This window comes from Streptomyces sp. NBC_00237 (assembly GCF_026342435.1).
In the GTDB taxonomy this organism is placed as follows: Bacteria; Actinomycetota; Actinomycetes; order Streptomycetales; family Streptomycetaceae; genus Streptomyces.
The window spans coordinates 1,551,275-1,569,081 of sequence record NZ_JAPEMT010000002.1 but is presented as its reverse complement, the minus strand read 5'-3'; the positions used below and the strand labels follow the sequence as shown (position 1 = coordinate 1,569,081).

Here is a 17,807-nt window from a genome sequence, read left to right as displayed (position 1 = left end):
CGGAAGCCCCGCCCCGGAATCGCCCGCAGTCCCCTGCGGGCGGGGTGTTTCTCTCATCTGTCAGGAACCGTACGGCAGGAGCGGGGGGACCGACAGCGGGACCCCGATCCCGCCATTGGCCCCCCACACGTTCTTCACAGGCGGACTCTCGGCGCTTCCCGCCCGGTACGGATCAGATGCCCGCGAAGGCGTTCTCGATGATGTCCAGGCCCTCGTTCAGCAGGTCCTCGCCGATGACGAGCGGCGGCAGGAAACGCAGCACGTTGCCGTAGGTTCCGCAGGTCAGGACCAGCAGACCCTCCTGGTGGCACGCCTTGGCGAGCGCGGCGGCAGCGGCGGCGTTCGGGGTCTTGTCCCCGTCCTTGGTGCCGGACACGACCAGCTCGATCGCGATCATCGCGCCACGGCCGCGGATGTCACCGATGACGTCGTGCTTCTCCGCCATCGCGGCGAGGCGGCCCTTCATGACCTCCTCGATGCGCTTCGCCTTCCCGTTGAGGTCCAGCTCCTTCATCGTCTCGATCGCGCCGAGCGCGGCGGCGCACGCCACCGGGTTGCCGCCGTACGTGCCGCCCAGGCCGCCCGCGTGCGGGGCGTCCATGATCTCGGCGCGGCCCGTCACGGCGGCGAGCGGCAGACCGCCCGCGATGCCCTTGGCGGTCGTGATCAGGTCCGGGACGACACCCTCGTCCTCGCACGCGAACCACTGGCCGGTGCGGCAGAAGCCGGACTGGATCTCGTCCGCGACGAACACGATGCCGTTGTCGGTGGCGAACTTCGAGATCGCGGGCAGGAAGCCCTTCGCGGGCTCGATGAAGCCGCCCTCGCCGAGCACCGGCTCGATGATGATCGCGGCGACGTTCTCCGCGCCGATCTGCTTGGTGATCATGTCGATGGCCTGGGCGGACGCCTCGGCACCCGCGTTCTCGGCACCCGTCGGCCAGCGGTAGCCGTACGCGACCGGGACGCGGTAGATCTCCGGGGCGAACGGACCGAAGCCGTGCTTGTACGGCATGTTCTTGGCGGTCATGCCCATGGTGAGGTTCGTACGGCCGTGGTAGCCGTGGTCGAAGACGACGACGGCCGTGCGCTTGGTGTACGCGCGGGCGATCTTCACCGCGTTCTCGACGGCCTCGGCGCCGGAGTTGAACAGGGCCGACTTCTTGGCGTGGTCGCCCGGCGTCAGCTCGGCGAGCTGCTCGCAGACCTCGACGTAGCCCTCGTACGGCGTGACCATGAAACAGGTGTGCGTGAAGTCCTGGAGCTGCGCGGTCGCGCGGCGCACCACGGCCTCGGCGGACGCGCCGACCGAGGTCACGGCGATGCCGGAGCCGAAGTCGATCAGGCGGTTGCCGTCGACGTCCTCCACGATGCCGCCACCGGCGCGCGTCGTGAACACGGGAAGTACAGAACCCACCCCACCGGCGACCGCCGCCGTGCGGCGGGCCTGAAGCTCCTGCGACTTCGGGCCGGGGATGGCGGTGACGACGCGGCGCTCCTGCGGGACTGCGCTCATGAGGGGCTCCTGGTGGGGATGGGGTGAATCGGACGCTTCGGTTACTCCGCAGGCTAGGGGCGGCGCGGCGCGGGGGGCATGTTCCGCCGCGGAGAAGTACGGGGGGCGTGTTGTCCGGTACGGACATAGCGGGCCCTCGGTGTGCGGGGACGCCGCTCGGGCCGTGCAGGCCCTAGATTGGCCGTCTGGGCAGGACGTACAGCTGGTTCGTGGGGACGAGGGGCAGCACATGAACACCGGTGACAGGCACGAGGCTCGTGACACCCGCACGGGTTCGGTGCCCCGCCCGGCCGGACCGCCGCCCGCCCACCTGCCGCCGGTGCCCGCCGCCGCGCCGCCGTTGTCCCGTACCGAGGACTGGCTGACGAAGGCGCGGCCGGCGGCCGGGGCGGGGATCTGGCGGTACGGGCACGTGCCGAGGGCCGACCGGCCGGACGAGGAAGAGGTCGGCGACCGGTCGCTGCTCGTCGGCGCGGTCATCTCGCTGCTGTCCGGGCTGCTGCTCTGGTCGCTGTGGCGCAACGCCTACATTCCGTACCAGCTCGTGCCGCTCAAGCTCTTCACCCCCGGGGAGTGGTGGAACTTCGGGATGTTCGGCGGCGCCAGAACCGCCGAGGCCGCCGAGGCGGTGGTGATCTACAACGGGCTCGTGGGCGCGGCGCTCGTGTACTGGTTCGGCAGGCTCGGCAACTGGTCCGAGGTCTTCCGCCGCTTCGTCAGCAGTCGCCCGCAGCCCGGCCGGGCGCTGACCGCCCTCGGGCTCGCCGCCATCGTCCAGGTGCTCACCTGGTCGCGCACCCTCCTCGTCGTCGACCCCGTCTTCCTGCTGCTTCCCGAGGAGTGGCTCCAGCCGGACGCGGCGGGCGACGTCACCCGGGCCATGACCGTCTCGTACTTCCTGTACGCCGTGATCACCCTCGCCCTGCTCTGGCCCTTCGCCCGCATGGGCGGCTGGCTCGGCCTCCTGCGCCGTACGAAGACGCCCGACCCGGTCGCCCCCGCCCACCCCACCGCCGACCCCGCCCGCTGGCCCGAGCTGCGGGCGGCGGGCGAGCGCGAGGCCGCCGAGCGGCTCACCGCCGAGGTGCGCGGCGGGCGGATGAGCGACCTCGACGTCGTACGGGTCCGGGCGGTCTGGGACACGGTGGGCGACGACCCGGCACGGCGCGAGAGGTTCGCCGCCACCGTCCTGCGCGACGGCGCCGCCGCCTTCGCCCACCCCTCCGGCGACCGCGACCTGCCGCGCCGCACCGCCCGCCACGATCTCCTCGCCGGGCAGGTGCGGATCGGCAGGTACGTCGACGCGGAGCCCAATCCGTACCGGTGGAGGGGCGTCGGAGTCGCCCTGGAACCCGCCGTGCTCGGCACCTCCCTGCTGGCCGTCGGCCCGCCCGGCACGGGCAAGACGCGGCGGCTCACCGCCCCCGTCGTCGAGTCCCTCGCCCTCCAGGCGCTCGCCGGGACGTGCGCCGTCCTCGCGGTCTGCGCCGCCGGGACGCCGCTCGGCGAGGACGCCGCGTACGACGTCGTGGTCCGGATCGGCGACCCCGCCTCCGTCCACGACCTCGACCTCTACGGCGGCACCACCGACGTCGAAGCAGCGTCGGCCGTCCTCGCCGAGGCCCTCGTCGGCGACCTCGACGCCGTCGACACCGGGCGGGCGGCGACCGCGCTGGCCCAGCTGATCGGCCCCCACCACGTGGTGCACGGCCGCTTCCCCGCCGTCCCCGAGCTGTACGAACTCCTGCGCGCCGACCCGGCCGCCCTCCAGCGCTTGGCGGGCGACCTCGACGCGGCGGGGGAGGCCGCGATGCTGCGCGACCTCTCGTCGCGGGTGCGCCAGATGGGCACCGCCGCCGACCCGTGCCCGGCCCTCGCCGACCGGCTGGCACTCCTCGACCGGCCCGCCTTCTCGGACTTCTTCGCGACCGACCCGGCGGCCCGCCCGTTCTCGCTGCGCGCCCTCCAGCACCACCCGATGCGGGTCCGCGTGGAGCTGCCCGAGCAGGGGCACGCGGAGGCGTCGAGGCTGCTGGCCCGGCTGGTCCTGGCCCAGTTCCTGACCGCCGTCACCGCGCGCGCCGACCGTTCGCTCTTCGCCTGCCTGGTCCTGGACGACGCCACGGCCACCCTCACCGCCGACACCGTGCGCGGCATCGGGCGGCTCCGCTCGGCGAACGCGGGGGTCGTGCTCAACCTCCGTACGGTCGACGACGTGCCGGAGGCGCTGCACATTCCGTTGCTGGGGGCGGTCGGCTGCCACATGGCGTTCTCCGGGGTGACCACCTGGGACGGGCGGCGCTTCACCGAGGCGTGGGGGACGGAGTGGGTGGAGACCACCGAGGTCGCCCAGCACACCGTCTTCGCGAACCAGCCCTTCACGCGGGCCGTGCACGCGTTGCGCAAGCTCGTGACGGGGAAGGCCGTCGTGACCAGGGCGGTCACCGTCAAGAAGGTGGAGCGCGAACGCTGGTCCGCATCCGAGCTGGCGCGCGGGGTACCCGCAGGGCACGCGGTGCTGTCGCTGACGACGGTGGGCGGGGAGCACGCCCCGCCGCTGCTGGTGGATCTGCGGGAGTGAGACCGGTGGTCCTCGGGGCTCGGCGACACGCGCTTTAGGTACGCCCTGGCAGAATTGGCAGTGCCGTTCATACGGGACGGCACATTTCCCCCGAGAAGGTTCCGCCCTCCGATGCCGCCCACGCTCGCCTCCCTCGTCCACCACTCCGCGCTCAAACTCGTCGTGCGCGCCGGGGAGGACCGGCTGGAGACCCCGGTGCGCTGGGCGCACGTCAGCGAACTCGCCGACCCCGTCCCGTACATGGAGGGCGGCGAGCTGCTCCTCATCACCGCGATGAAGCTCGACGCCGAGAACCCGGAGGCGATGCGCCGGTACGTGCGCCGCCTCGTCGGCGCGGGGGTGGTCGGGCTGGGCTTCGCGGTCGGCGTCTCGTACGACGACATCCCGCAGGCCCTGCTCGCGGCGGCGAAGGAGGAGGGGCTTCCGCTTCTCGAAGTGCCGCGCCGCACCCCCTTCCTCGCCATCTCCAAGGCGGTCTCGGCGGCCATCGCGGCCGACCAGTACCGGGCGGTCACCGCCGGTTTCGAGGCGCAGCGCGAGCTGACCAGGGCGGCGCTGACCGGGCCCGGCGACCTGGTGGCGAGGCTCGCCGCGCACGTCGACGGCTGGGCCGCCGTGTACGACGCGTCGGGCGCGCTCGTCGCCGCCGCCCCGGAGTGGGCGGCCAGGCGGGCCGCCCGGATCGTTCCGGACGTGGAGAGGCTGCGGGACCGGCCCGCCCCGGCCAGCGCGGTCGTGGCCGGGGTCGCGGGGGCGGCCGACGAGGGGCCCGGCGAGGACCGCGTCGAACTCCAGTCGCTGGGGGCCGGACGCCGGGCACGCGGCACCCTCGCCGTCGGCACCGCGGCCCCGCTCGGCACGGCGGAGCGGTACGCCGTCCACTCCGCAGTGGCGCTGCTGACGCTGACCACGGAACGGACCCGGGCCCTCCAGGCCGCCGAGACACGGCTCGGCGCGGCGGTGCTGCGGATGCTGCTCGCGGGGGAGCCCGACCACGCCCGCGCGGTCGCCGGGGATCTGTACGGAGGGCTGCTCGACGCGCCCTTCCGGTTGGTGATCGCCGAGGCGGCGGTGGAGGGCGCGGACGTGGACGAACCGCTCCAGGCCCTGGTCGACGCGCTGGAGTCGGCGGCGGCACGGGCGGGCGAGGTCATCCTCGTCGTGCCCGACGGGGGCCGGGTGGTGATCCTGGCGGCGGACGGCGGCGAATCGGTCGCGGCGTGCGCGGCACACATGGCGGAGCGGCGGGGGGAGGCGGCGCGGCCGATGGAACCGGCGGAGGACGGCGACGTGGTCGTCGGCCTCTCCGCCCCGGCCGGGCCGATCGCGGCGGCCACCGCCTTCAAACAGGCCGAACAGGCCCTTTCGGTGGCCCGGCGGCGCGGGCGGGCGCTCGTCGAGCACGAGGAGCTGGCGACGGGCTCGGTCCTTCCCCTCCTCGCGGACGACGCGGTACGGGCCTTCGCCGACGGCATGCTGCGGGCGCTGCGCGAGCACGACGCGACCGGGCGGGGGGATCTGGTCGCCTCCCTCCGGGCCTGGCTCTCCCGGCACGGCCAGTGGGACGCGGCGGCGGCCCAGCTCGGTGTGCACCGGCACACGCTGCGGTACCGGATGCGGCGGGTCGAGGAGATCCTGGGCCGCTCCCTGGACGACCCGGACGTCCGCATGGAGCTGTGGCTCGCCCTGAAGGCGACGTCGGGGTCCTGATCCCGTGCGCGTGCGCGGCCACCCTGTTCGGCCTGCGGGGCTCGTGGGGTCGCTGTTCCCACCGGGGGCTGCGCCCCTCGCCCCCTGCACGGCTTCGCCGCGCGTCCCCAAACGCCGGACGGGCTTGGAATTGCCCCCCGCCAATCCGGCACCCACCCCATCCCCAACACTCCACCCCGGACAAGCGACGCGGTCCGTCCCCACCCCTACCGTGGACCCGTAATCCAACCCCACCCCTCGGAAGGGCCGGACCCCGACATGACTTCCACCCACGCCTTCTGGCTCGCCGGCCGCCAGGCCACCGGCGACGACACCTTCGACGTCACCTCCCCCTGGGACGGCCGCACCGTCGGCACCGTCAGCATCCCGACCGACGCCCAGGTCGAAGAGGCCGTAGCCGCCGCGTACGCAGTGCGCGAGAGCTTCTCCGCCACCCCGGCCCACACCCGTGCCGCCGCCCTCGTCCACGTCGCCGACCGCCTCCTTGAGCGCACCGAGGAGATCGCCCAGCTGATCTCCGCCGAGAACGGCAAGCCCATCAAGTGGGCCCGTGGCGAAGTCGGCCGTGCCGTGTCCGTCTTCCGCTTCGCGGCCGAAGAGGCGCGCCGCTTCAACGGCGGCGAGGCCCAGCGCCTCGACACCGACGCGGGCGGCGTCGGCCGCCTCGCGCTCACCCGCCGCTTCAACCGGGGCGTCGTCCTCGGCATCGCGCCGTTCAACTTCCCGCTGAACCTCTGCGCGCACAAGGTCGCCCCGGCCATCGCCGTCGGCGCGCCGATCATCCTCAAGCCCGCCCCGGCCACCCCCCTCTCCGGGCTGATCCTCGGCGAGCTGCTGGCCGAGACCGACCTGCCCACCGGCTCCTGGTCGGTCCTGCCCGTCGCGAACGACAAGATGCCCGCCCTGGTGCAGGACGAGCGGCTGCCCGTCGTGTCCTTCACCGGCTCGGAGACGGTCGGGTACGCGATCCTCGACTCCGTCCCGCGCAAGCACTGCACCCTGGAGCTGGGCGGCAACGGCGCGGCCGTCGTCCTCGGCGACTTCTCCGACGAGAAGGACCTCGACTGGGCCGCGACCCGCATCGCGACCTTCTCGAACTACCAGGGCGGCCAGTCCTGCATCTCCGTGCAGCGCGTCATCGCGGACGCCTCCGTCTACGACCGGCTGGTGCCGAAGATCGTCGCCGCCGTCGAGGCCCAGGTCACCGGCGATCCGTCCGACGCCTCCACCGACGTCGGCCCGCTCGTCAGCGAGGACGCCGCCAAGCGCGTCGAGTCCTGGGTCGACGAGGCGGTCAAGGCCGGTGCCGAGCTGCTGACCGGCGGCAAGCGCGACGGCGCCTCCTACGCGCCGACCGTCCTCGCCGCCCTCCCGGCCGACACGACCCTCTCCTGCGAGGAGGTCTTCGGCCCGGTCCTCTCCGTCCAGAAGGTCGACGGGGAGCAGGAGGCGTTCGAGGCCGTCAACTCCTCCAAGTACGGCCTCCAGGCCGGTCTGTTCACCCACGACATCCAGGCGGCCTTCCGGGGCCACCGCGCCCTGGAGGTCGGCGGCGTGATCGTCGGCGACGTCCCCTCCTACCGTGCCGACCAGATGCCGTACGGCGGCGTCAAGCAGTCCGGCATCGGCCGCGAGGGCGTCCGCTACGCCATGGACGACTACACGTACGAGCGGGTCATGGTCCTCACGGGCATCGACCTGTAGGCGAAGGCGCGCGAGGGGAGGCCGGTGGTCTCGTCACCACCGTGACGAGCAGCTCACCGGCCTCCCCTCCGTCAATTCCCGCCCTTCCCTCTACCTCCCCACCAGGGGAAATGCAACGATGGGCCCATGATGATCATTGTGCTGCTCGGAGTTGTGGTGCTCGCCGTCGGAGGGTGTGTGTGCGTGGTGTGGGCGGACCGAGGCGGACCCCGTTGGGCCCGCGTCGTCGCCTCCGTGACGATCGGCGTGAGCGACCTGTTGCGCAGCTCCGCCAAGCGCAACAGGAAGCGCCGCATGCTGGGCGGCCCGAGCAGCGGTTCGACCGGCAGCATGGGCGGCGACTCGGGCGGCGGTGACTCCTGAGCCACCCGGCGGGGCGTGCGCCGCACACCGATCCGCCTCCGCCCCAGCCCTGGTGGCCATGAGCGCGATGAGGTAGATACGAGTGGGTAGAACCGGTCGGTAGCCGTACGCGGCTCCTTGCGGCGGTACGGCACCCTCCGGGCCCCTTGATCCCGACGCGCGGCGAGGTGAGCCTCATGTCCGCACCACACACCCACGACCCGTCCGGCCAGCAGCCCAAGGTCACCGGCCCCAAAGTCTCAGAACGTGAGGCCCGGCAGGTCGCCGAGGCCGCCCGCGAGCAGGACTGGCGCAAACCCAGCTTCGCCAAGGAGCTCTTCCTCGGCCGTTTCCGCCTGGACCTCATCCACCCGCACCCGATGCCCCGGGCCGAGGACGCCCAGCGCGGCGAGGCGTTCCTCGCCAAGCTGAAGGCGTTCTGCGCGACCGAGATCGACAGCGCCCGCATCGAGCGTGAGGCCCGCATCCCCGACGAGACGATCCGCGGGCTCAAGGAGCTCGGCGCGCTCGGCATGAAGATCGACGTGAAGTACGGGGGCCTCGGCCTCACCCAGGTGTACTACAACAAGGCGCTCGCCCTCGTCGGCTCCGCCAATCCGGCGCTCGGCGCGCTCCTCTCCGCCCACCAGTCCATCGGCGTACCGCAGCCGCTGAAACTGTTCGGCACCCAGGAGCAGAAGGACGCGTTCCTGCCGCGCCTGGCCCGCACCGACATCTCCGCCTTCCTGCTCACCGAGCCGGACGTCGGTTCCGACCCCGCCCGGCTCGCCACCACCGCCGTGCCCGACGGCGACGACGCGTACGTCCTCGACGGCGTGAAGCTGTGGACGACGAACGGCGTCGTCGCCGACCTCCTCGTCGTCATGGCACGCGTGCCCAGGACGGAGAAGGGCAAGGGAGGCATCACCGCCTTCGTCGTCGAGGCCGACTCGCCCGGCGTCACCGTCGAGCACCGCAACGCCTTCATGGGCCTGCGCGGCCTGGAGAACGGCGTCACCCGCTTCCACCAGGTGCGCGTCCCCGCCGCGAACCGCATCGGGCCCGAGGGGGCGGGGCTGAAGATCGCGCTCACCACCCTCAACACCGGGCGGCTCTCGCTGCCCGCCATGTGCGTCGGCGCGGGCAAGTGGTGCCTGAAGATCGCCCGCGAGTGGTCCTCGGTGCGCGAGCAGTGGGGTAAGCCGGTCGCCCACCACGAGGCCGTGGGAGCCAAGATCTCCTTCATCGCGGCCACCACCTTCGCCCTCGAAGCCGTACTCGACCTGTCCTCGCAGATGGCCGACGAGGACCGCAACGACATCCGCATCGAGGCGGCCCTCGCCAAGCTGTACGGATCCGAGATGGCCTGGCTGATGGCCGACGAACTGGTCCAGATCCGGGGCGGACGCGGCTTCGAGACCGCCGAGTCGCTCGCCGCACGCGGCGAACGCGCCGTCCCCGCCGAACAGGTCCTGCGCGACCTGCGCATCAACCGCATCTTCGAGGGCTCGACGGAGATCATGCACCTCCTGATCGCCCGCGAGGCCGTGGACGCCCACCTGAAGGTGGCGGGGGACCTGATCGACCCCGACAAGACGCTCTCCGACAAGGCGCGGGCGGGCGCCCAGGCCACCGGCTTCTACGCCCGCTGGCTGCCCAAGCTCGTCGCGGGGCCCGGTCAACTCCCGCGCAGCTTCAGCGAGTTCCACCCGGACGGCCACGCCGACCTCTCCGGCCACCTGCGGTACGTCGAACGCACCTCCCGCAAGCTCGCCCGCTCCACCTTCTACGCGATGTCCCGCTGGCAGGGCCGCATGGAGACCAAGCAGGGCTTCCTCGGCAGGATCGTCGACATCGGCGCGGAACTCTTCGCCATGAGCGCCGCCTGCGTGCGCGCCGAACTCCTGCGCACCACCGAGGACCACGGCCGCGAGGCGTACCAGCTCGCCGACGTGTTCTGCCGCCAGTCCCGCATCCGTACCGAAGAACTCGTCAACCGCCTCTGGACCAACACCGACGACCTCGACCACAAGGTCGTCCAGGGAGTCCTGTCCGGCACGTACACCTGGCTGGAGGAGGGCATCGTCGACCCGAGCGGCGACGGCCCCTGGATAGCCGACGCCACCCCGGGACCCGCGAAGGCGGACAACGTCCACCGCCCCCTCCGCTGAACCCGGCCACCCGGCGGAACGGGTGACACCGCTGCTTCCCGTGCCCCACGATGTCCCTATGAACCAGGGGTACGGGAAGCACCGGCACGGCAGGCTCGCATCGACACGGACGATCCTGGCGGTGCTCTCCTGCGCCGCCGCGCTCACGGCCTGCGCGGGTTCCGCCGACCCCGCCGCCCGCGCCGACGCCAAGCCCTCCGCCGCCCCGAAGCCCCTGACGCAGGCCGCGCTCGCCGCCCGCGCGCTCGCCCCCGGCGCGGAGGTCGGCCCGTACCGCACGGGCGAATACACCGTCTCCGGCGGCCCGTTGAGCGACGCCTACACCGCGCGGCCGGCCGTCTGCCAGCCGCTCGTCTCGCTGCGGGCGACCCGGGGCGGGCCCGCCGCCCAGGTGCACCGCAGACTCACCGACCCCGCGCACCCCCAGGGCGCCGACGTCGCCGTGCAGTCGCGTACGTACGCGCACGGGTCCGCGGCCAAGGTGATGGACGACCTGCGCGCCGCCGGGAAGCGGTGCGCGGGCGGGCTCACCGAGGTGCGGGGGAGCGCGACGGGCACGTACACCGCCGTCGAGGGGACGTCCGCCCCGGCCGGGACCGGCGACGAGGCGCAAGCGTTCCGGCTGGCGCTGCGCGACGGGAAGGGCGGGACGGCCTCGTACGAGTACCTCACCGCGGTGCGGTACGGGCCGACCGTGATCACCTTCCGGGCCCAGTCCCTCGACGACAAGGACCTTGGAGGCGTTCCCAAGGAGATCGTGGACGCGCAGACCGAGAAATTCAGCAGCCTCGGTCAGTGAACTCAGCAGCCCCGGTGAGTGAATTCCGCCGCGCTGGTTGAATTCCGCCCCACCCGTCAGAACTCTCCTTGCGGCAACCGTGCTTGCCCCCGACACTGGGCGGTCGGGGACAAGGGGAGTTCCGATGCCGAAACTCGGTCTGACGCACCTCACGAACCGCATCATGCGCGCCGGAGAAGGCCGTATGCTGCGCAAGCTGGAGAAAATCGTCGCAGAGGTCAATCTCTTCGACACGGAGTTCCGGAAACTCCCCGACAGTGAACTCCAGTCCCTCACCGGGGAATTCAAGGAGCGGTACGCCGAAGGGGAATCCCTCGACGAACTCCTCCCGGAAGCCTTCGCCGCCATGCGCGAAGCCGCCGCCCGCACCCTCGGAATGCGCCACTTCGACGTGCAGATCATGGGCGGGGCCGCGCTCCACCTCCAGTGCGTCGCCGAAATGCGCACCGGCGAGGGCAAGACCCTCGTCGCCACCCTCCCGCTCTACCTCAACGCCCTCACCGGCGAGGGCGCCCACCTGGTCACCGTCAACGACTACCTCGCCGAGCGCGACGCGACCTGGATGGGCGCCGCGTACCGCTTCCTGGGGTTGACCGTCGGCGTCATCAAGGCCGACATGAGCCCCGCCGACCGTCGCGCCGCGTACGCCTGCGACATCACGTACGGCACCAACACCGAGTTCGGCTTCGACTACCTGCGCGACAACATGGCCTGGACGCTGGGCGAACTCGTCCAGCGCGGGCACCACTTCGCCGTCGTCGACGAGGCCGACTCGATCCTCGTCGACGAGGCCCGCACCCCGCTGATCATCTCCGGGCCCGCCGACCAGCCCACCCAGTGGTACGACGCGTTCGTGAAGTTCGCCGCCGCCATGAACGGCGTACTGGTCCAGGAGGAACGCTTCACCAGCCCCCTCCAGAAGGACGAGCTCGCCGAGATCCGCTCCCGCCACCACTACGAGTACGACCCCAAGAAGCGCACCGTCGCCATCCTCGAAAGCGGCGTCGCCTTCCTGGAGGACCAGCTCGGCATCGACAACTTCTACGACTCCGTGCACACCCCCCTCATCGGTCACCTCAACAACGCGCTCAAGGCGAAGGAACTCTTCAAGAAGGACAAGGACTACGTCGTCATGGGCGGCGAGGTACTGATCGTCGACGAACACACCGGCCGCCTCCTGACCGGCCGCCGCTACAACGACGGCCTGCACCAGGCCATCGAGGCGAAAGAGGGGGTGGAAATAAAGAACGAGAACCAGACCCTCGCCACCGTCACCCTCCAGAACTTCTTCCGTCTGTACGGAAAAGGACTGTCCGGAATGACCGGCACCGCCATGACGGAGGCCGCCGAATTCCACCAGATCTACCAACTCCAGGTCGTCCCCATTCCGACCAACCGCCCCATGGTCCGGCGCGACGAACCCGACCTCGTGTACCGCACCGAGGACGCCAAGTACCAGGCCGTCGTCACCGACATCGCCGAGCGGTACGCGACCGGGCAGCCGGTCCTCGTCGGCACGGTCTCCGTCGAGAAGTCCGAACACCTCTCCGGCCTGCTGCGCCGCAGGGGCATCCCGCACGAGGTCCTCAACGCCCGCAACCACCGCCGCGAGGCCGAGATCGTCGCCCGCGCCGGACGCCGGGGCGCGGTCACCGTCGCCACCAACATGGCGGGCCGGGGCACCGACATCATGCTCGGCGGCGGCGAACTCCCTCAGCCGGCCGAGGAGGCCCCCGGACAGGCTCCCGCCGAGGCCCCGCCCGCCGGGGCCCCGCCCGTCGAGGACCCGCACGCCGCGGACATGGCGTACGACCGCGAGGCCGAAGCCGAAGAGGTCAAGAGCCTCGGCGGCCTCTACGTCCTGGGCACCGAACGCCACGAGTCCCGCCGCATCGACAACCAGCTCCGCGGCCGCGCCGGACGCCAGGGCGACCCCGGCGCCTCCCGTTTCTACCTCTCCCTCGAAGACAGCCTGATGCTGCTCTTCCGCGCCCAGGCCGTCGACCGCGTCATGACCATGGCGAACCTCCCCGACGACGTACCCATCGAGAACAAGCTGGTCACCCGTGCCGTCGCCGCCGCCCAGTCGCAGCTGGAGCGGCAGAACTTCGAGGCCCGCAAGGACCTCCTCAAGTACGACGAGGTCATGGACCGCCAGCGCAAGCTGATCTACGCCGAACGCCGCCGGGTGCTCGAAGGCGAGGACCTGCGGAGCCAGGTCGGCCACTTCATGGACGACACCACCGACGCGTACGTCGCCGCCGCGACCGCCGAGGGGTACGCCGAGGAGTGGGACCTCGAACGGCTCTGGACCGCCCTGCGCGAGCTGTACCCGATCACCCTCGACTACGACGAGCTCCTCGCCGACCCCGAAGGTCTCACCGCCGAAGCCCTCGCGGCAGCCGTCCGCGCCGACATCCACGAGAGGTACGCCGCCCGCGAGAGTGAGCTCGGCGGCGAGGTCCTGCGCGAACTGGAACGCCGGGTCCTGCTCGCCGTACTCGACCGCAAGTGGCGCGAGCACCTCTACGAGATGGACTACCTGCGCGAGGGCATCGGTCTGCGCAGCATGCTGGGCCGCGAGCCCGTCTTCGAGTACCAGCGCGACGGCTTCGAGATGTTCACGGCGATGATGGACGCCATCAAGGAGGAGACGGTCGGATTCCTCTTCCACCTCAGGGTCGACGTCGCGGAGGAACCCGCCGACCTGGCCCCGCCGCCCGAGGAGGGCCTGCGTTTCAGCGCCCCCACGATGGACACCGAGGACGGCGTCGTCACCCGGGGCACGGACGACCGCCGTGGTGGCGCAAAGGACACCCGCCGGGACGCCCGTCGCGACGGATGAGGGGCGCGCTGTCCACGGCCCCCCGCGCGCGGGCCACAATGGGGGGATGACCGACAGTCCAGCCCCTCTCGCCGACCCGCACCTCCGCTACGGAGCCGTGACCGAAGGGCCGCGCGACGTCGTGGTCCTCGGTTCCACCGGGTCGATCGGCACGCAGGCCATCGACCTGGTGCAGCGCAACCCCGACCGTTTCCGCATCACCGCGCTCTCCGCGGCGGGCTCCCAGGTCGGCCTGCTCGCCGACCAGGCCCGGCAGCTGGGGGTCCGTATGGTCGCGGTCGCCCGCGAGGAGGCGGTCCCCGCCCTGCGCGAGGCGCTGCGCGCCCGGTACGGGAAGGACCCGCTCCCCGAGATCCTCGCCGGACCCGACGCCGCCACCGACCTCGCGGCCTCCGACTGCCACACCGTCCTCAACGGCATCACGGGTTCCATCGGTCTCGCGCCCACGCTCGCCGCCCTGAAGGCGGGCCGCACCCTGGCGCTGGCCAACAAGGAATCCCTCATCGTCGGCGGCCCCCTGGTCAAGGCCCTGGCGAAGCCCGGCCAGATCATCCCGGTCGACTCCGAGCACGCCGCGCTCTTCCAGGCACTCGCCGGAGGCACCCGCGCCGACGTCCGCAAGCTCGTCGTCACCGCATCGGGCGGCCCCTTCCGTGGGCGTACGAAGGCGGAGCTGGCGGGCGTCACCCGCGAGGACGCGCTCGCCCACCCCACCTGGGCGATGGGCCCGGTCATCACCGTCAACTCCGCGACGCTCGTCAACAAGGGCCTGGAAGTCATCGAGGCGCACCTCCTCTACGACATCCCCTTCGACCGCATCGAGGTCGTCGTGCACCCTCAGTCGTACGTGCACTCCATGGTCGAGTTCACCGACGGCTCGACCCTCGCCCAGGCCACCCCGCCGGACATGCGCGGCCCCATCGCGATCGGTATCGGCTGGCCCGAACGGGTGCCGGACGCGGCCCCCGCCTTCGACTGGTCCAAGGCTTCCACCTGGGAGTTCTTCCCCCTCGACACGGAAGCCTTCCCCTCGGTGGGACTCGCCCGTCAGGTCGGAACGCTCGCGGGCACGGCCCCGGCGGTGTTCAATGCCGCGAACGAGGAATGCGTCGACGCGTTCCTCGCGGGACGGCTGCCGTTCACAGGAATCGTGGATACGGTCGCCGAGGTGGTGGCCGAACACGGAACTCCCGCGTCGGGAACTTCCCTCACGCTCGCGGACGTCCTGGAAGCAGAGAACTGGGCACGGGCCCGCGCCCGTGAACTGGCACACGCCCGTGAAAAGGCACAGAAGAAGGCAACGGCGGAGGCTCGCGCATGACGCAATTCCTGTTGACGGTCCTCGGGATAGTCATCTTCTTCGTCGGGCTGCTCGTCTCGATCGCCCTGCACGAGCTCGGCCACCTCTCCTTCGCCAAGCTCTTCCGCATCCGCGTCCCGCAGTACATGGTCGGCTTCGGCCCCACCATCTTCTCGCGGCACAAGGGCGAGACCGAGTACGGCATCAAGGCCATCCCGCTCGGCGGCTACATCCGCATGATCGGCATGTTCCCGCCCGGCGCCGACGGCCGGATCGAGGCCCGCTCCACCTCGCCGTGGCGCGGCATGATCGAGGACGCCCGCTCGGCGGCGTACGAAGAGCTGAAGCCCGGCGACGAGGAGCGGCTCTTCTACACGCGCAAGCCGTGGAAGCGCTTCGTCGTGATGTTCGCCGGTCCCTTCATGAACCTGATCATCGCCTTCGTGCTCTTCCTCGGCGTGTTCATGGTCATCGGCCAGAACAAGCAGACGACCACCGTCGACAACGTCGTCCCCTGCGTCGTCTCCCAGAGCGAGGACCGGGCCTGCCGGGACAGTGACCCGCCGTCGCCCGCCAAGGCAGCGGGCCTGAAGAAGGGCGACCGGATCGTCGCCTTCCAGGGGCAGCCCGTCACCGACTGGGCGGCCCTCTCCGACCGCATCCGCGCCTCCCGCGGCGAGGTCAGCATCACCGTCGACCGCGCGGGCAAGCAGCAGGTCCTCACCACCACGGTCGGCACCAACAAGGTCCTCAAGAAGGACGCCGACGGCAACCCGGTCAAGGGCGAGTACGTCGAGGCGGGCTATCTCGGCTTCGGCCCCGGCGTCGCCATCACGCCCCTCACCTTCGGCGAGTCCATCGACCAGATGGGCGTCATGTTCCAGTCCGGCGTCGACTCCCTGATCGCGCTGCCCTCCAAGGTCCCGGACCTGTGGAACGCGGCGTTCAACGGCGAGGAGCGCAAGTCGGACTCCCCGATGGGCGTCGTCGGAGCCGCCCGCGTCGGCGGCGAGATCATGGGTCTGGGCCTGCCCACCGACACCACCATCGGCTTCATGCTCACCCTGGTGGCGGGCTTCAACCTCTCCCTGTTCCTCTTCAACATGCTGCCGCTGCTCCCGCTGGACGGCGGCCACATGGTCGGCGCCCTCTGGGAGTCCCTCCGCCGCAACCTGGCGAAGGTCTTCAAGCGGCCCGACCCCGGCCCCTTCGACGTGGCGAGGCTCATGCCCGTCGCGTACGTCGTCGCGGGCATCTTCATCTGCTTCACCGTGCTGGTCCTGATCGCCGACGTGGTCAACCCCGTCCGCATCTCCTGACCCCGCAGTCGCCCCCCGTCACCGGCGCCCCTCCCGGGGTGCCGGTTTCTGGTCTCCATTGAGTGGATTTGTCGACGTGGTGTATTCGGCTCTTTCGGGGTGACGTACGCTCGAAGACCGGAGTCCGCCGATCTCGGGCACGATCTCGGCACACTTAGATCCACACTTGGGGTTGCACAGCAGATGACTGCAATTTCTCTCGGAATGCCCGCCGTTCCGACGAAGCTCGCCGACCGAAGGATCAGCCGCAAGATCCAGGTCGGCACCGTGGCGGTCGGCGGAGACGCACCCGTGTCGGTGCAGTCGATGACCACGACCCGTACGTCCGACATCGGCGCGACGCTCCAGCAGATCGCCGAACTCACCGCGTCCGGCTGCCAGATCGTCCGCGTCGCCTGCCCGACCCAGGACGACGCCGACGCACTCGCCACGATCGCGAAGAAGTCGCAGATCCCGGTGATCGCCGACATCCACTTCCAGCCGAAGTACGTGTTCGCGGCGATCGACGCGGGCTGCGCGGCAGTCCGCGTCAACCCGGGCAACATCAAGCAGTTCGACGACAAGGTCAAGGAGATCGCGCACGCCGCGAAGGACTCCGGCACCCCGATCCGCATCGGCGTCAACGCGGGCTCCCTCGACGCCCGCCTGCTGAAGAAGTACGGCAAGGCCACCCCCGAAGCCCTCGTCGAGTCGGCCCTCTGGGAAGCCTCCCTCTTCGAGGAGCACGGCTTCGGCGACATCAAGATCTCGGTCAAGCACAACGACCCGGTCGTGATGGTCAACGCCTACCGCCAGCTCGCCGCCCAGTGCGACTACCCCCTGCACCTCGGCGTCACCGAGGCGGGCCCCGCCTTCCAGGGCACCATCAAGTCGGCCGTCGCCTTCGGCGCCCTCCTCTCCGAGGGCATCGGCGACACCATCCGGGTCTCCCTCTCCGCCCCGCCGGTCGAGGAGATCAAGGTCGGCATCCAGATCCTGGAGTCCCTGAACCTCAAGCCCCGCCGCCTGGAGATCGTCTCCTGCCCGTCCTGCGGCCGCGCCCAGGTCGACGTCTACAAGCTCGCCGAGGAAGTCACCGCCGGGCTCGAAGGCATGGAGGTCCCCCTCCGCGTCGCCGTCATGGGCTGTGTCGTCAACGGCCCCGGCGAAGCCCGCGAGGCCGACCTCGGCGTCGCCTCCGGCAACGGCAAGGGCCAGATCTTCGTGAAGGGCGAGGTCATCAAGACCGTCCCGGAATCGAAGATCGTCGAGACCCTCATCGAAGAGGCCATGAAGATCGCCGAGCAGATGGAGAGGGACGGCGTCCCCTCCGGCGAGCCGACGGTCGCGATCGGGAAGTAGCTCCCGGCGGCCCCCGCCTGCCCCGCGTTCCCGCCGGAACGCGGGGCACGCGCGTTTCCCGAGCGCTGTCGGCAGGGTCGTCGTCCGGGGCGGGCGGGGCGCCGCTCCTGTCCGCGCCGCCCCTCCCCGCCCCCTGCCGTCCGCGCCCGCGAGCACGGCTTTTCGGTCCGGCTGGGTGC

General features: G+C 71.4%; 11 protein-coding genes. 10 read left to right on the top strand and 1 reads right to left on the bottom strand.

What is annotated here, in order from left to right:
* Window positions 1-172 precede the first annotated feature (172 nt).
* Window positions 173-1,516, bottom strand: a complete 1,344-nt coding sequence (gabT, locus tag OG897_RS20735) for a 4-aminobutyrate--2-oxoglutarate transaminase (protein WP_266658694.1) — start codon at window positions 1,514-1,516, stop codon at window positions 173-175.
* 229 nt (window positions 1,517-1,745) lie between these two features.
* Here gabT and OG897_RS20730 point away from each other — a divergent pair, with 229 nt between their 5' ends.
* The 10 genes from OG897_RS20730 to ispG all read left to right on the top strand — a co-directional run bounded on the left by OG897_RS20730 (window position 1,746) and on the right by ispG (window position 17,628).
* A complete protein-coding gene (locus OG897_RS20730; protein WP_266658693.1) occupies window positions 1,746-4,097 on the top strand; it encodes an ATP/GTP-binding protein in 2,352 nt (783 codons plus the stop codon).
* A gap of 111 nt (window positions 4,098-4,208) precedes the next feature.
* Window positions 4,209-5,807: a PucR family transcriptional regulator gene (locus OG897_RS20725; RefSeq protein WP_266658692.1), complete on the top strand. Its 1,599-nt coding sequence runs from the start codon at window positions 4,209-4,211 to the stop codon at window positions 5,805-5,807.
* Between the two features lie 258 nt (window positions 5,808-6,065).
* Window positions 6,066-7,511, top strand: a complete 1,446-nt coding sequence (locus OG897_RS20720) for an aldehyde dehydrogenase family protein (RefSeq protein WP_266658691.1) — start codon at window positions 6,066-6,068, stop codon at window positions 7,509-7,511.
* Window positions 7,512-7,637: 126 nt separating this feature from the next.
* Entirely contained in the window at window positions 7,638-7,874 is a 237-nt protein-coding gene (locus OG897_RS20715) for a hypothetical protein (RefSeq protein ID WP_266658690.1), read from the top strand.
* A 176-nt stretch (window positions 7,875-8,050) separates the two neighbouring features.
* Complete coding sequence (locus tag OG897_RS20710) at window positions 8,051-10,024, top strand: acyl-CoA dehydrogenase family protein (RefSeq protein ID WP_266658689.1); 1,974 nt, start codon at window positions 8,051-8,053, stop codon at window positions 10,022-10,024.
* 58 nt (window positions 10,025-10,082) lie between these two features.
* The gene (locus tag OG897_RS20705) at window positions 10,083-10,823 is read left to right on the top strand and encodes a hypothetical protein (protein WP_266658688.1); all 741 of its coding nucleotides are present in this window, start codon (window positions 10,083-10,085) and stop codon (window positions 10,821-10,823) included.
* 124 nt (window positions 10,824-10,947) lie between these two features.
* Window positions 10,948-13,668 (top strand): preprotein translocase subunit SecA, encoded by a 2,721-nt coding sequence (gene secA / locus OG897_RS20700; protein WP_266658687.1) that lies wholly within the window; start codon window positions 10,948-10,950, stop codon window positions 13,666-13,668.
* 46 nt (window positions 13,669-13,714) lie between these two features.
* Window positions 13,715-14,989, top strand: coding sequence for a 1-deoxy-D-xylulose-5-phosphate reductoisomerase (gene dxr / locus OG897_RS20695; RefSeq protein ID WP_266658686.1), 1,275 nt, complete (start codon window positions 13,715-13,717; stop codon window positions 14,987-14,989).
* Window positions 14,986-16,287 carry an RIP metalloprotease gene (locus OG897_RS20690; RefSeq protein ID WP_266658685.1) on the top strand — a complete coding sequence of 434 codons (1,302 nt, stop codon included), beginning with the start codon at window positions 14,986-14,988 and terminating at the stop codon, window positions 16,285-16,287. The genes dxr and OG897_RS20690 overlap by 4 nt, the downstream gene beginning before the upstream one ends.
* Window positions 16,288-16,470: 183 nt before the next feature.
* A complete protein-coding gene (gene ispG, locus OG897_RS20685; protein ID WP_266658684.1) occupies window positions 16,471-17,628 on the top strand; it encodes a flavodoxin-dependent (E)-4-hydroxy-3-methylbut-2-enyl-diphosphate synthase in 1,158 nt (385 codons plus the stop codon).
* The last annotated feature ends 179 nt before the right edge of the window (window positions 17,629-17,807 follow it).

Excerpts from the sequence above, each read along its gene's own strand:
- dxr (WP_266658686.1), top strand. The coding sequence starts at position 13,715 with ATGACCGACAGTCCAGCCCCTCTCGCCGACCCGCACCTCCGCTACGGA.
- gabT (WP_266658694.1), bottom strand. The coding sequence starts at position 1,516 with ATGAGCGCAGTCCCGCAGGAGCGCCGCGTCGTCACCGCCATCCCCGGC.
- OG897_RS20705 (WP_266658688.1), top strand. The coding sequence starts at position 10,083 with ATGAACCAGGGGTACGGGAAGCACCGGCACGGCAGGCTCGCATCGACA.
- OG897_RS20690 (WP_266658685.1), top strand. The coding sequence starts at position 14,986 with ATGACGCAATTCCTGTTGACGGTCCTCGGGATAGTCATCTTCTTCGTC.
- OG897_RS20720 (WP_266658691.1), top strand. The coding sequence starts at position 6,066 with ATGACTTCCACCCACGCCTTCTGGCTCGCCGGCCGCCAGGCCACCGGC.
- OG897_RS20730 (WP_266658693.1), top strand. The coding sequence starts at position 1,746 with ATGAACACCGGTGACAGGCACGAGGCTCGTGACACCCGCACGGGTTCG.
- OG897_RS20710 (WP_266658689.1), top strand. The coding sequence starts at position 8,051 with ATGTCCGCACCACACACCCACGACCCGTCCGGCCAGCAGCCCAAGGTC.
- secA (WP_266658687.1), top strand. The coding sequence starts at position 10,948 with ATGCCGAAACTCGGTCTGACGCACCTCACGAACCGCATCATGCGCGCC.
- OG897_RS20725 (WP_266658692.1), top strand. The coding sequence starts at position 4,209 with ATGCCGCCCACGCTCGCCTCCCTCGTCCACCACTCCGCGCTCAAACTC.
- ispG (WP_266658684.1), top strand. The coding sequence starts at position 16,471 with ATGACTGCAATTTCTCTCGGAATGCCCGCCGTTCCGACGAAGCTCGCC.
- OG897_RS20715 (WP_266658690.1), top strand. The coding sequence starts at position 7,638 with ATGATGATCATTGTGCTGCTCGGAGTTGTGGTGCTCGCCGTCGGAGGG.